Annotated in this window: 12 protein-coding genes; 7 read left to right on the forward strand and 5 right to left on the reverse strand. The window is 72.7% G+C overall.

All coding sequences use genetic code 11. From position 1 onward, the window contains the following. Positions 1-56: 56 nt before the first annotated feature. The 5 genes from HA073_RS19495 (at position 57) to HA073_RS19515 (ending at position 4,766) form a co-directional block, all read left to right on the forward strand. Positions 57-1,847: a 3-hydroxyacyl-CoA dehydrogenase family protein gene (locus HA073_RS19495; protein ID WP_064447821.1), complete on the forward strand. Its 1,791-nt coding sequence runs from the start codon at positions 57-59 to the stop codon at positions 1,845-1,847. A 41-nt stretch (positions 1,848-1,888) separates the two neighbouring features. Next, entirely contained in the window at positions 1,889-2,383 is a 495-nt protein-coding gene (locus HA073_RS19500) for a SigE family RNA polymerase sigma factor (protein WP_064447820.1), read from the forward strand. Further along, positions 2,380-3,459, forward strand: coding sequence for a hypothetical protein (locus HA073_RS19505; protein WP_166457011.1), 1,080 nt, complete (start codon positions 2,380-2,382; stop codon positions 3,457-3,459). Before HA073_RS19500 ends, HA073_RS19505 begins: the two co-directional genes overlap by 4 nt. A gap of 97 nt (positions 3,460-3,556) precedes the next feature. Next, positions 3,557-3,889 (forward strand): hypothetical protein, encoded by a 333-nt coding sequence (locus HA073_RS19510; protein WP_069087243.1) that lies wholly within the window; start codon positions 3,557-3,559, stop codon positions 3,887-3,889. Positions 3,890-3,956: 67 nt separating this feature from the next. After that, positions 3,957-4,766, forward strand: coding sequence for an alpha/beta hydrolase (locus tag HA073_RS19515; protein ID WP_166457012.1), 810 nt, complete (start codon positions 3,957-3,959; stop codon positions 4,764-4,766). Positions 4,767-4,770: 4 nt separating this feature from the next. On the opposite strand, the gene HA073_RS19520 is transcribed toward HA073_RS19515, so the two are convergent. The 5 genes from HA073_RS19520 to mce form a co-directional block, all read right to left on the reverse strand. Beyond that, a complete protein-coding gene (locus HA073_RS19520) occupies positions 4,771-5,988 on the reverse strand; it encodes an AI-2E family transporter (protein WP_069087244.1) in 1,218 nt (405 codons plus the stop codon). A gap of 153 nt (positions 5,989-6,141) precedes the next feature. Then, the gene (locus HA073_RS19525; protein WP_043328730.1) at positions 6,142-8,238 is read right to left on the reverse strand and encodes a hypothetical protein; all 2,097 of its coding nucleotides are present in this window, start codon (positions 8,236-8,238) and stop codon (positions 6,142-6,144) included. A 172-nt stretch (positions 8,239-8,410) separates the two neighbouring features. Then, on the reverse strand, positions 8,411-9,661 hold the full coding sequence (locus HA073_RS19530) for a DivIVA domain-containing protein (protein ID WP_043328731.1): 1,251 nt from the start codon (positions 9,659-9,661) through the stop codon (positions 8,411-8,413). Positions 9,662-9,924: 263 nt separating this feature from the next. Then, the gene (gene ccrA / locus HA073_RS19535; protein WP_043328733.1) at positions 9,925-11,280 is read right to left on the reverse strand and encodes a crotonyl-CoA carboxylase/reductase; all 1,356 of its coding nucleotides are present in this window, start codon (positions 11,278-11,280) and stop codon (positions 9,925-9,927) included. A gap of 300 nt (positions 11,281-11,580) precedes the next feature. Beyond that, positions 11,581-12,045, reverse strand: a complete 465-nt coding sequence (mce, locus tag HA073_RS19540) for a methylmalonyl-CoA epimerase (protein WP_064447814.1) — start codon at positions 12,043-12,045, stop codon at positions 11,581-11,583. A gap of 62 nt (positions 12,046-12,107) precedes the next feature. On the opposite strand from mce, the gene HA073_RS19545 reads away from it, so the two are divergent. Beyond that, a complete protein-coding gene (locus HA073_RS19545) occupies positions 12,108-13,301 on the forward strand; it encodes an acetyl-CoA C-acetyltransferase (RefSeq protein ID WP_069087246.1) in 1,194 nt (397 codons plus the stop codon). A gap of 78 nt (positions 13,302-13,379) precedes the next feature. Further along, positions 13,380-14,315, forward strand: a complete 936-nt coding sequence (gene meaB / locus HA073_RS19550; RefSeq protein ID WP_240925857.1) for a methylmalonyl Co-A mutase-associated GTPase MeaB — start codon at positions 13,380-13,382, stop codon at positions 14,313-14,315. The last annotated feature ends 74 nt before the right edge of the window (positions 14,316-14,389 follow it).

The following is a 14,389-nucleotide window of genomic DNA, read 5'->3' on the forward strand; positions in this document are numbered from 1 at the left end:
AACCTTAGCGGCCGTTCATGTCGCGGACGGCGGAGTCGAGCCAGGGGAGGCCGGTCGTGGCGCGGGAGTTCACCAGGGTGGGCGTGGTGGGTCTGGGCACCATGGGTGCCGGCATCGTGGAAGTGTTCGCCCGCAACGGCCTCGATGTCACAGCCGTCGAGATCTCCGAGGCCGCCCTGGAGCGGGGGCGGGTCACGCTGACCGGCTCCACCGACCGGGCCGTCGCCAAGGGCAAGCTCGCCGAGGCCGAGCGGGACGCGCTGCTGGCGCGCGTCGACTTCCGGGTCGGGCTGGACGCGCTGCACGACGTGGACCTGGTGATCGAGGCGGTGCCCGAGCACCTGGACCTCAAGCAGCGGATCTTCGCCGAGCTGGACCGGGTCTGCAAGCCCGAGGCGATCCTGGCCACCAACACGTCCTCGCTGAGCGTCACCGAGATCTCCGTCGCCACCTCCCGGCCCAACCAGGTCATCGGCATCCACTTCTTCAACCCGGCCCCGGTGATGAAGCTGGTCGAGGTGGTCCGCACGGTGGTCACCTCGGCCGACGTGGTCGCCGACGTGGAGGCGCTCTGCGAGCGGCTCGGCAAGGTCGACGTGACGATCAGCGACCGAGCCGGCTTCATCGCCAACGCGCTGCTGTTCGGCTACCTGAACCACGCGGTCGGCATGTTCGAGGCCCGCTACGCCACCCGCGAGGACATCGACGCCGCCATGAAGCTCGGCTGCGGCCTGCCGATGGGCCCGCTGGCGCTGATGGACCTGATCGGTCTGGACACCGCGTACGAGATCCTCGACACGATGTACCGGCGCGGTGGCCGGGACCGCCGGCACGCCCCGGCCCCGCTGCTCAAGCAGATGGTCACCGCCGGGCTGCTCGGCCGGAAGTCCGGTCGCGGCTTCTACACCTACGAGCGGCCGGGCTCGCCGAAGGTCGTACCCGACGAGTACACGCCGCCGGCCGGTGACGCCGCGCTCGCCGACGGCGCCCGCGCCATCGCGAAGGTCGGCGTGGTCGGCTCCGGCACCATGGCCACCGGCATCATCGAGGTCTTCGCGAAGGCCGGCTACGAGGTCATCTCGGTGACCCGGGGCGCGGAGAAGTCCGCGAAGGTCTGCGAAACGGTGAAGACCTCGCTCAACAAGGGCGTGGTGCGGGGCAAGCTCAGCGAGACCGACCGGGACGCCGCGCTGGGCCGGATCACCTGGTCCGCGACGCTGGACCACCTGGCCGACGTCGACCTGGTGGTCGAGGCCGTGATCGAGGAGCTGAGCGTCAAGAAGGCGCTGTTCGCCAGCCTCGACGAGATCTGCAAGCCGGGCGTCGTGCTCGCCACCACCACCTCGTCGCTGCCGGTGATCGACGTGGCGATGGCGACCCAGCGCCCGGCCGACGTGATCGGCCTGCACTTCTTCAACCCGGCGCCGATCATGCCGCTGGTGGAGATCGTGCGGACCATCCGCACCTCCGCCGAGACGTCGGCCACCGCCCGCGCGGTCTGCGCGACGCTCGGCAAGACCGGCGTGGTCTGCGGCGACCGGTCCGGCTTCATCGTCAACGCGCTGCTTTTCCCGTACCTGAACGACGCGGTGCGGATGCTGGAGGCCAGCTACTCGACCGCCGACGACATCGACTACGCGATGAAGCTCGGCTGCGGTTACCCGATGGGCCCGTTCGAGCTGCTCGACGTGGTCGGCCTGGACGTCTCGCTGGCCATCCAGCGGGAGCTGTACCTGGAGCTGCGCGAGCCCGGCTTCGCCCCGGCGCCGCTGCTGGAGCACCTGGTGACGGCCGGCTACCTGGGCCGCAAGTCCGGCCGCGGGTTCCGCGACCACACCCGGCGCTGACCGTCGTCAACAGCCGGGCCCGGTGACGGCGTCTTCGAGGTGTGACCTTCGAGGAGTACGTCGGCAGCCGCGGCCCGGCGCTGTTGCGTCTGGCCCGGCTGCTGACCGGCGACGCGCACCGCGCCGAGGACCTGACCCAGGACGTGCTGGCCCGCGCGTACGTGCACTGGCGCAAGATCGCCCGGGCCGACCGGCCCGACGTGTACGTGCGCCGGATGCTCGTCAACGCCAACACGTCCTGGTGGCGGCGGCGGTCCAGCCATGAGCTGGCCGTCGACACGTTCGCCGACCGGCCCGAACGCGGCGACCTCGGCGGCGAGGCGGCGGACCGGGACGAGATGTGGGGGCTGATCCGCGCCCTCCCGGACCGCCAGCGCGCCGTACTGGTGCTGCGCTACTACGAGGACCTGGACGACGCCACGATCGCCCAGATCCTCGACTGCTCCCCGGTCACCGTCCGCACCCACGCGATGCGGGCGCTCGCCCACCTCCGGGAGCGCTGCGGCGTCCCGATGACCAAGGGGAGCCGGCTGTGACCGACCTCGACCAGCGAATCGTCTCGGTGTTGCGGGAGCACGCCGAGGGCGAGACAGACACCGGACGCCTGCTGCGCCGCTCGCGCGCGCTCGGCCGGCGCCGGCAGGTACGCCGCCGAGTCACCGCCGGCACCGCGCTCGCCCTGGTCGGCGTGCTCGGCTTCACCGGCGTGGTACGCGCGGACGTGGGCGGGCTGGCCGGGCGGATGCCCTGGACGGCCGCGACGCCGGAGGTGGCGCCACCCCCGGTGCCGCCGCTCGCCGACGGGGTGCCCGGGGCGCTTCAGCGTCCCGATCTGGTCGGTACCGATCCGCAGGTGCTGCACCTGGGCGTCGACACCACCCGGGCCCGCTACCTGGGCTGGTCCGTCCACAGCTCGAACGCGGTCGAGTCGATCCGACTCAGCGCCGACGGCGGACAGCCGGTCCTGCTCGAGGTGAGTCCGGTGGCGAAGGCGCTCGACGACACCTCGATCGAGGGTTTCCCGGTGCAGGCCGTCAGCGGCCGGCTGAAATTCGACGGTGGCGTGCTGCGCGTCGCCGGTACCGACGGTCTGGTCAAGTCATGGCAGCCCTTCCCCGGTCTCTACGCCCGGGCCGCCACGCTTCGCGGTGACGTGGCCGCCTTGGACCGGGTCGCCGGCCTGGTGCGCTGGGACGAGGCCCGGCGATGCACCGGGCCGGTGCGGCTGACCACGTTGCCGGCGAACGCGGCGGTGACGGCATGCGCGGTGGACGCGGCCGCCTTTCCGAAGGGCCTCACGGTTCAGCTCACCGTCGCCCGGGCGCCCTCCTCGACCATGTGGTTGCGGCTGATCTACGGGGCGGAGATGGGGGAGGACAAGGGCCGCGCCAGCAACCGTGACCTGGGTGGCCGCCCGGGCTTCCGCTATCCGAACGGCAACCGCCTGGAACTGCTCGGCCTGCCCAAGGTGCGCTTGACAGTCGACTTCGCCTGGCCCTTCCCCGGCGAGGGACCCCCGGGGCAGGTGAACTTCACCGAGGCCGACGCGGCGGCCGTGCTGACCGGAGCGAAGGTGGCGGCAGACCTCACCCGTCCGCAGACCTGGCCCTGACCGGCCACGCGAGCGATCTTGGTACGGAACGGCCCTTGGAAGGGCGTACCCGTACCAAGATCGCTCGGGCCGGTCCGGCCGGCGGCCCGTACGCTTGGTGACCGTGAGCCCCCGTCGCAACCGGCCCCGCCGGGAAGAAGACCCCGGCCTGGACGCCGAGCGTGCCCGCCACGGCGTGCCGACAGTGCAGCAGTGGCGCGACGGCGACTGGCAGGTACGCGCGATCAGCGGCGGCGCATCGGTCAAGACGTACCGTTGTCCCGGCTGTGACCAGGAGATCCGGCCGGGCGTGGCGCACCTGGTGGCCTGGCCGGCCGACGACCGGGGCGACCTGACCGACCGCCGGCACTGGCACTCCGGCTGCTGGCGGGCCCGGGACCGGCGCGGCCCGAACCTCCAGCGCGGCCGGGGCGCCCCGCGCTACGGCTGAGCGATCTGGATCACCCGGTTCCCGTCCCACTGGGCGGCGGGGCCGCCGACACGGGAGACTGGCAGGCGTGAGCACTCCGATTCGCGCGTCGTCGATCCTGCCCGGCCGCCGGGAGGACATCGAGCTGCACACCGCCGACGGGCTGACGCTCGTCGGTGAGCTGGCCCGGCCGCTGGAGGGTGAGCCGTCCGCCACCCTGGTCTGCCTGCACCCGCTGCCCACCCACGGCGGGATGATGGACAGCCACGTGTTCCGCAAGGCGGCGTGGCGGCTGCCCGCGCTGGCCGGCCTGGCCGTGCTCCGGTTCAACACCCGGGGCACCAGCAGCGTCCGCGGCACCAGCGAGGGCGCCTTCGACGGCGCCGTCGGCGAGAAGTTCGACGTGGCCGCCGCGATCGAGTACGCCGAGTTCCACGAACTGCCGAACATCTGGCTGGTCGGGTGGTCGTTCGGCACCGACCTGGCGTTGAAGTACGGCTGCGACCCGGCGGTGGCCGGCGCGATCCTGCTCTCCCCGCCGCTGCGCTACTCCGCCCCGGAGGACCTGGCGGTCTGGGCCGAGACGGGCAAGCCGCTCACCGCGCTGGTCCCCGAGTTCGACGACTACCTGCGGCCGGAGGAGGCCGGGCAGCGGTTCGCCGCCGTCCCGCAGGCCGAGGTGGTCGGCGTGGACGGCGCCAAGCACCTCTGGGTCGGCGACGCGGAGAAGGTGCTGGACGAGATCGTCCGGCGGGTCGCCCCGGGCGTACCGCTGCCGCTGCCCACCAGCTGGGACGGCCCGATGGAGACCGGCGACGTCAGCGCGTACGCGGACCGCACTGTCGCCGCGTTCGCCGACACCCCGGTGCCCGGCCCGGCCCAGCGGCGCGCCGAGTAACGGCTCAGCGGGCGTCCTGGCGGGGTAGCACCACCTCGCGCAGGATCAGCTGCAACGCGGCCACCGTGGGAATCGCGATGAGCGCGCCCACCACGCCCAGCAGCGCCACCCCGAGCAGCGCGGCCAGCAACGCGGCCACCTCGTTCACCGAGACCGCCCGGCGCATGATCTTCGGGTAGATCAGGTAGTTCTCCACCTGCTGGTAGACCACGAAGAACACCAGGCAGGCGATGCCCACCGGCAGGTCGGTGGCGAGCCCGACGAGCGTCACCACCACCGCGCCCAGCGTCGCGCCGATCTGCGGGATCAGGTCGGTCACCGCGACCACCACGGCCAGGGCGAACGGGTACGGCAGGCCGACCGCCAGCGCGAACACGAACGTGCTGACCCCGGCCAGCACCGCGATGGCGAGCGCGCCCACCATGTACGCGCCGACCCGGGTCAGGATCTCGTCGCCGATCAGCCGGACCCGCTCCCGGCGCGAGCGCGGCACCAGCGCGTACCCGAGTTCGCGCAGCCGGTCGAAGTACGCCAGGAAGTAGATCGTCAGCACCAGCACGGTGAGCAGGCGGAAGAGCGTCCCGAAGATCAGTTGCGCGCCGCCGAGCACCCCGCCGAGCGCCCGCCCGACGTTGTCCGCGTTCGCCGCCGCCTGGACCCGCTCCATCACGTCGTAGCGGATCACCAGGTCGTTGACAGTGGGGTTGCGGCGCAGCTCCTCGACGTACCCGGGTAGCTGCTGGATGAACTGGCCGGACTGGGTCACCACCGGCGGCACCAGCGCCAGCAGCCCGGCGACGATCAGCAGCAGCAGGGTGAGTGTCACGACCGCCACCGCCAGCCCGCGCGGCAGGCCCCAGTTGCGCAGCCGGACCACCGCCGGGTGCAGGCCGACCGCGAGGAACAGCGCGATCACCACGAGCACCAGGATGCCGGCCGCGTTCCGCACGCCCAGGAACAGCGCGTACGCCAGCAGCACGCCGAGCGCGCCGGTGAAGCCGATCAGGAAGGCGCTGCGCCGTAGCGGGCGCCCCGGCACGCCGAACCGGCCGCTCGGCTCGAACTCGGCCGGCTCGACGTCGGTCGGCCGCTCGCTGTCCGTGTCCGTGCCGGCTCGCGGGTTGCCGACGGCGGTCGTGGCGTCGCGCGCGGGTTCCGCCTCGCCGGTGGGGTTCACGGCCGCCGCCTCGTCATCAGGGGCGGCGGAGACCTCCTGCGACACCCGTGCCTCCCGGCTTCCGCGCTGCCGGCTCGCCCGCCGGTGCCGTCCACGGCCGACGCGCGGCCCTCTGCCCGCAGGGTAGTCCTCGCCGTCCGCCCCGACCATCCCACCACCGCTTCCGGCCGGGCCGTCCCGCCGGGTGCGGCGGGTGGGTCAGTCCTTGTCGACCGTCACCGTGCTGGGCTTGGCGCTGCGCTCGTCGGTGGTCGGCTTGGTCGGGCGCTTGCCGTTCTCACCGGTGCTGGTGATCTTCGTGGGGGTGGCGCCCCGCCCGCCCTCACCCGGCACGGCGGCAACAGTGGGCTCGCCGTCGACGCCCGCCCCGCCGGGGGAGTCCATCGTGGTCACCGGCTCGCCGACCGGCTTCGCCTTGCCCGCCTCGGCGGGCTCGCCGTCACCAGTGGCCGGCCCGGCGCCGTTGGGGACCGCGGTGGCGGTGCCCTTCGCGGCCACCGGCGCACCTCCGCCGGCCGGGGTGTCGCCGGCGCTCTCCGCGCCGCTGGTGACCAACGTGCCCTCGGCGGCCGGCGTGCCGTCGTCCGTGGACCGGCCGGTGGAGGCGGCGGCGAGGTCGTCCGGGTCGACCGGGGTGGCCGTGATGCCGGCCGAGTCGGCGTCGCGCCGCAGATCCGCGAGCTGCCGCTGCAGGTCGTCGGACTCCTGCCGCGACTTCCACGTCTCGGTACGCAGGTCGGCCAGCTCCTGCTGCGCCTTGGCGATCTCCAGCATCACACCGGCGAGCTGCTGCCGGCCGGCGGCCACCTCCTGCTGGGTCGCGGCCAGGTGCTGCTGCGTCGTGGCGAGGTGCTGCTGGGTGGTGGCCGCGTACTCCTCGAACTGGCGGCGCGAGGCCGCGACGTGCTCGTCGGCCTTGCGGCGCTGCGCGCCGGCATCCGCCTCGGCCCGGCGCAGCAGCTCGGCGGCCTCCAGCTCGGCCTGCTGCCGCATGCTCAGCGCGTCGGCCTCGGCGGCCTGCCGGACGTCGGCGGCGGTGCGCTCGATCTCGTCGCGGCGCGTGGTGTACGCCTGTTCCAGCTCCTCCTGCCGCTTGGCGTGCTGCTTGTCCAGCTCGTCGCGGCGCTTGGCGAACTCCTGCTCGGCGGCGGCCCGGCGCTGGGCCAGCTCCTTCTCGGCGCTGTCCCGCCGCTCGGCGACCTCCTTCTCCACCCCGGCCCGCCAGGCGCCCAGCTCCTGCTGGGTCTGGGCGCGGGACTGCTGCACGTACGCCTCGGTCTCGGTGCGCATGCGCTGCACGTACGCCTCGACCTCGGCGCGGTTGCGCTTGCCGGCCTCGGCGGCCTCGGTGGTTAGCCGGTTGGCCTCGGTGCGGGCCCGGCCGCGGGTGGCCTTGGCCGCCTCCTCCGCGTCGTCCACGATCTTCTTGGCCTCGGCGAGCGCCTTGGCGTGCGTGGCCCGGCCGGCCTCGGCGGCGGCGTCGGTGAGCCGCTTGGCCTCCTGCTGGCCCTTGGCGTGCACCTCCTTGGCCGCCTCGCGGAGCTGGTTCGCCTCCTGCTGGGCCTTCGCCAGCGCCTCCTTGGCCGTCTCGCGCAGCCGGGCGGCCTCCTGCTGTGCCCGGGAGTGGATCTCCTTGGCGGTGTCGCGGAGCTGGGTGGCCTCCTGCTGGGCCTTCGCCAGCGCGTCCTGGGCGGTCCGGCGCAGCTTCTCCGCCTCGTCCCGGGCGGCGGCGCGCATCTTCTCCGACTCGTCCTGCGCGCTCTTGCGCAGCGTCGCCGACTCGTCCTTCGCGGCCTTCAGCGTGGCCTCGGCCTCGGCCTTGCGGGCGGCGGTGTGCCGCTCCTCCTCGCTCCGGCGGGCGGCCAGCGCGATCTCGAAGTCCTTCAGCGCCTGGGCGGCCTGCTCCCGGGCCTCCTCGACGATGTGCTCGGCGGCGGCCCGGCGGGCCTCGATCTCCTCGTTGGCGGCGGCGAGGATGTCGTCGGCCTGCTCCTCGGCCATGGTGAGGATCTGCTCGACACGCGGGCCCAGGTGCCGGAACGACGCCCGGTCCACCACCGCCGCCTGCTTGCGCACCTGGGCCAGGTCGCGCTGGAGCACCTCGACCTGACCGGCCAGCTTGTGGATCTGCGTGTACGCCTGTTCCCGCTCGGTCGTCAGCGCCGCGATCTCGTGCTCCGCGCGAGCGACGTAGCGGTCGACCTGCCGTTTCTCGTACCCCCGCAGGGCGGACTCGAAGCTGGGCTCCGTCGTCACGTCCCCGCCGAGCGCGAACAGTTCCTCGCCGTGCGACATGACCCCATCCTCACACGCATCCGGCTCTGCTGGGGCGATACGGACGCCCCTTCTGGGAGCTACTTCACCCTCCCGGCGAAACGGGCCCGCACAGCATGACGGCGCGAGGCGACACCGGTCACCCGGTGTCACCCCGCGCCGTGGCTCATGCCCCCGACAGCGGGTGTAACGGTCAGCCGGCCGACTCGGCCGTCACCTTCTGCCCGGAGGCGTCGGCCTTCGGGGTGTCGCCCTTGCCGCCGGCCGGCACGCCCGGCACGATGCCGGCCAGGCCGGACAGCATCTGCCCGAGCTGCGAGGTGACCGCGTCCTTCTGGCGGGTGAGGTCCTCGACCTCGCGGCGGGCCGCCTGCGTGGTCAGCTCGGCCTCGGTACGGGCCTCGTTGAGCACCCGCTGCGCCTCGGCGCGCGCCTCGTTGAGCGTCTTGTCGGCCAGCGCCTTGGCCTTGTCGACGGTCTCGTTGGCGGTGCGCTCGGACTCGACCCGGCGGGCCTCGGCCCGCTGCTCGATCTCCTTGGCCCGCTCCTGCGCGGCGCGGGCGCGCTGCTCGGCCTCGTTCACCAGCTTCTGGGTCTGCGCGACCTGGGCGGCGTGCCGCTCCGACTCCTCGCGCTCGGCCTTCTCCCGCCGCTCGGCGAGCTGGAGCTCCAGCGCCTGCAGGTCCTTGTCGCGCTTGTCGCGCGCGTCGGTGAGCAGCTTGGTCGCCTCGGCGCGCTTCTCCTCGGCCTCCCGGGCGGCCTTGGCCCGCTGCTGGGTGATCTCCCGCTCGGCGGTGGCGCGCAGCGTGGCGACCTCGCGCTCGACAGTCGACTTCAGCTCGGCCACCTCGTGCGCGGTGACCGTACGCAGCTGCTTGGTCTCGCGGTCGGCGTCGGCGCGCAGCGTGTCGGCCTCGCGGCGGGCCTGCACCCGGACCTCGGCGGCCTCGCGCTCGGCGGCGGTACGGACGCTGCCGGCCTCGCGCTCGGCGGTCGCCTTCATGGCGGCGGCCTCGGCGCGGGCCTTGTCGGTGATCTCACGCGCCTCGAGGCGGGCGGCGGAGAGGATGCCCTCCGACTCGCGCTTGGCCTCGTTGCGGTGGTCGTTGGCCTGCTCCTCGGCCAGCCGCAGGATCTGCTCGACGCGAGTGCCCAGGCCGGACAGGGTCGGCCGGCTGTTCTCCTCGAGCTGCTTGTTGGTCTCGGTGAGCTTCTGCTCGAGCGCGCTCTGGCGCTGCTCGGCCTGCCGCAGCCGGCGCTGAGCGTCGTTCATCCGCTGCTCGGCCTCGGCGCGGGCCTGCTCGGACTGGCTCAGGGCGGCGGTGAGGCGGCCGATGAAGTCGTCCACCTGGTTGGTGTTGTAACCGCGCAGGCCAACGGTGAAATCGGGCTGTGAGTTCGCGTTATCGAAGAACGCAAGAGGGGAGGACTGCTGCTGGGGCATTGGGACATACTGGCAGACGCCCCAGGGTGGTTCGCAAGAGCGGTCGGCACCTTTCGCGTCCTGTTTACATGGTCAACTCGGCCGCCCGGCGGGACCGGACCAATAGGCGATCTTGGCAGCTCCCGGGCGGGTCGGGCGGGTCGGGCTTCTGCGGGGAAGGCGGCGCGAAAAGGGCCGCGGGTTCGGCACCCACGGCCCTTTGTGCGTACGCCGGTCGAATGGCGCCCGGGTCGTCCGAAAGGCAATCCGGGACGACCGTACGGTCAGTGACCGCGGAAGCGGTTGATCGCGCTTTCGTGCCGCGCGCGCATCTCGGTGTCCCGGACGCCCAGTCCGTCGGCGGGGGCGAGGCACCGCACGCCGACCTTGCCCTGGTGCGCGTTGCGGTGCACCTCGTACGCGGCCTGACCGGTCTGCTCCAGCGCGTACGTCTTCGACACGGTCGGGTGCACCTTGCCGAGCGCGACCAGCCGGTTGGCCTGCCACGCCTCGTGGTAGTTGGCGAAGTGGCTGCCGACGATCCGCTTGAGGTGCATCCACAGGTAGCGGTTGTCGTACTGGTGCATGTAGCCGCTGGTGGAGGCGCAGGTGACGATCGTGCCGCCCTTCTTGGCGACGTAGACGCTGGCGCCGAACGTCTCCCGGCCCGGGTGCTCGAAGACGATGTCCGGGTCCTCGCCGCCGGTCAGCTCGCGGATGCGCTCACCGAAGCGGCGCCACTCGTCCTGGTCCTGGGTCTGCTCGTCGGACCAGAACTTGAACCCCTCGGCGGTGCGGTCGATGACCAGCTCGGCGCCCATCTTGCGGCACAGCTCGGCCTTCTCCGGCGAGGAGACCACGCAGACCGGGATCGCGCCGCCGTTGAGCGCCATCTGGGTGGCGTACCCGCCGAGGCCGCCGGACGCGCCCCAGATCAGCACCACGTCGCCCTGCTTCATGTTCGCGCCGTGGTGCGAGACGAGCTGCCGGTACGCGGTGGAGTTGACCAGCCCCGGGCTGGCCGCCTCCTCCCAGCTCAGGTGGCGCGGCTTCGGCATCAGCTGGTTGGCCTTGACGATCGCCAGCTCGGCCAGGCCGCCGAAGTTGGTCTCGAAGCCCCAGATCCGCTGCTGCGGGTCGAGCATCGTGTCGTCGTGACCGGCGGAGTCCTCCAGCTCGACCGACAGGCAGTGCGCGACCACCTCGTCGCCGGCCTTCCACTTGGTCACGCCCGGGCCGGTGCGCAGCACGACGCCGGCGGCGTCCGAGCCGACCACGTGGTACGGCAGGTCGTGGCGGCGGGTCAGCTCGGAGAGCCGGCCGTAGCGCTGGAGGAACTTGAACGTGGGCAGCGGCTCGAAGATGCTCGTCCACACCGTGTTGTAGTTGATCGCGCTGGCCATCACCGCGACGAGCGCCTCACCCGGGCCCAGCTCGGGGGTGGGCACCTCCTGCACGTGCAGCGCCTTGCGCGGGTCCTTGTCGCGGGTGGCCATGCCCTCGAACATGCGGGTGTCCTCGGCGCGCACCACCACGCCCCGGTAGCTCTCCGGCACGGGCAGGCCGGCGAGCCCGGCGAGCTCCCGCTCCGGCTGCGACGAACCCTCCGCCGCCATGATCGCTTCGAGGATGTCCTGCACGGTGACCTCCCGTTTGTCCGCACCCGCACACCGCGGGCAGGGGTGCTGCCATCGTCGGCGCCGATGCGACGGGACCGCCATGTCGGCAATCGACACATTCGGCACCGGTCGCCGCTGCTGTTCGGGCGGACGTTACTTAACGGTAGCTAAAGCAGGAACCCCTCTGTGAAAAACTGCATCGGCCGATGCGTGGAGGTGTACGTGGGAACGTGCAAGCGCGCACTGCCGCGCGCGTTCCCACTTGTTAGGAAGGGCCCCTTCTTAACAGACGTCTGTTAAGAAGGGGCCCTTCCTTGCGCGTCAGGCGGGCTGGACCAGTTCGATCAGCACGCCCCCGGCGTCCTTCGGGTGCACGAAGTTGACCCGGGAGTTCGACGTGCCGCGCCGCGGAGCGTCGTACAGCAGCCGCACGCCACGCTCGCGCAGCGCCGCGCAGGCCACGTCGATGTCCGCCACCGTGTACGCCACCTGCTGGATGCCGGGACCGCGCTTGTCCAGGAACTTGCCGATCGTGGTGTCCGGGGACAGCGGCGCGAGCAGCTGCACCATGCCGCCGGACGCGTCCGGCCCGACCGCCAGCATCGCTTCGCGTACGCCCTGCTCCTCGTTCGTCTCGGTGTGCACGCAGCGCATGCCGAAGGTGCGCTGGTAGAAGTCGATCGCGGCGTCCAGGTCGCCGACGGCGATCCCGACGTGGTCGATGCGGCGCAGCCCGATGTCTGTGACAAACTCGGCAGCGGGCTCGACGGGGGAGTTCTCAGCCATGACGCTAGTCTGACCGAACAATCGTTAAGGCGTACAGGTCGGCACCCCCTCGGAGGCAGGCAATGGCTTCGGTGATCGTCAGCGGCGCGCGGACCCCGATGGGGCGCCTGCTGGGCAACCTCAAGGACCTCCCCGCGACCAGGCTCGGTGGCATCGCGATCAAGGCGGCGCTGGAGCGCGCCGGCGTCGCGCCCGAGCAGGTCCAGTACGTGATCATGGGGCAGGTGCTCCAGGCCGGCGCCGGGCAGATCCCGGCCCGGCAGGCCGCCGTCGAGGCCGGCATCCCGATGTCCACCCCGGCGCTGACCATCAACAAGGTCTGCCTCTCCGGGCTGGACGCGATCGCGCTGGCCGACCAGCTCATCCGGGCCGGCGAGTTCGACGTCGTGGTGGCCGGCGGCATGGAGTCGATGACCAACGCCCCGCACCTGCTGCTCGGCCAGCGCTCGGGCTACAAGTACGGCGACGTGGCGGTCAAGGACCACATGGCGCTGGACGGCCTCACCGACGCCTGGGACTGCTGCTCGATGGGCGAGTCCACCGAGCGGCACGGCGCGAAGCACGGCATCACCCGCGGGGAGCAGGACGCGTTCGCAGCGGCCAGCCACCAGCGCGCCGCCGCCGCGCAGAAGAACGGCCACTTCGCCGACGAGATCACCCCGGTGGTCATCCCGCAGCGCAAGGGCGAGCCGCTGGTGATCAGCGAGGACGAGGGCATCCGGCCGGACACCACCGCCGAGTCGCTCGGGAAGCTGCGCCCCGCCTTCACCAAGGACGGGACCATCACCGCCGGCAGCTCCTCGCCGATCTCCGACGGCGCCGCCGCGGTCGTGGTGATGAGCAAGGCCAAGGCCAAGGAGCTGGGGCTCACCTGGCTGGCCGAGATCGGCGCCCACGGCAACGTGGCCGGCCCGGACAACTCCCTGCACTCGCAGCCGTCCAACGCGATCAACCACGCCCTGAAGAAGGGCGGCCTGAGCATCGACGACCTCGACCTCATCGAGATCAACGAGGCGTTCGCGGCGGTCGGTATCCAGTCCGCCCGTGACCTCGGCGTCGATGCCGACAAGGTGAACGTCAACGGCGGCGCGATCGCGCTCGGCCACCCGATCGGCATGTCCGGCGCCCGGCTCGTGCTCACGCTGGCGATGGAGCTGAAGCGCCGGGGCGGCGGCACCGGCGCGGCGGCGCTCTGCGGCGGTGGCGGGCAGGGCGACGCGCTGATCATCCACGTGCCGACCGGTGACGAGAGCTGATAGCTGATACCTGTGAGTGACGTACAGAACGCCCCGGCGGCGGCCACCGGCCCGGTGCGCCGCAGCCGGGACGTACCCATGCTTGTCGAGCGGGCCCGCGCGGGCGACCCCCGCGCGGTGGCCCGGCTGATCACCCTGGTCGAGTCCGGCGACGAGGTGCTGCCGCAGGTCGCGGCGGCGCTCGCGCCGTACGCCGGGCAGGCCCAGGTCGTCGGCCTGACCGGCTCGCCCGGGGTGGGCAAGTCGACCACCACGAACGAGCTGGTCCGGGCGTTGCGGGCGCGCGGTCACCGGGTCGGCGTGCTGGCGATCGACCCGTCCAGCCCGTTCACCGGCGGCGCCATCCTCGGCGACCGGGTCCGGATGCAGGACCACGCGACCGACCCGGGCGTCTACATCCGCTCGATGTCCAGCCGGGGCCACCTGGGCGGGCTCTCCGCGGCCACGCCGCAGGCGGTGCGGGTGCTGGAGGGCGCGGGCTGCGACGTGGTGCTGGTCGAGACCGTCGGCGTCGGGCAGGCCGAGGTGGAGGTGGCCTCGCTCGCCGACACCACGCTGGTGCTGCTCGCGCCGGGCATGGGCGACGCGATCCAGGCGGTCAAGGCCGGCATCCTGGAGATCGCCGATGTCTTCGTGGTCAACAAGGCCGACCGGGACGGCGCCGACGCCACGGTCCGCGACATCCAGGGCATGATCGCGCTCGGCGAGCGCGGCCCGGGGGAGTGGCGGCCGCAGGTGGTGCGCTCGATCGCCGCCCGCGCCGAGGGCATCGACGACATCGCCGCCGCGATCGACAAGCACCGCGACTGGCTGGAGCGCCACGGCGAGCTGCGCCGCCGCCGGGAGACGCGGGCCGCCGCCGAGATCGAGGCGATCGCGCTGGGCGTCCTGCGCGCGCGGATCGGCTCGCTGCGCGACGGTACGCAGCTCCCGACGCTCGCCGCCAAGGTGGCCGAGGGCGCCATCGACCCGTACGCGGCGGCCGACGAGCTGCTGGCCCAGCTAGGCTCCTGACCCGCCCCCGCCCCCGCCCCCGCTCCCGCCGAGATCTTGGTACGAATCGGCCCCCATAGGGGCCCTTTCGTACC

It is taken from the genome of Micromonospora sp. CMU55-4 (assembly GCF_011602315.1).
Lineage (GTDB): Bacteria > Actinomycetota > Actinomycetes > Mycobacteriales > Micromonosporaceae > Micromonospora > Micromonospora chalcea.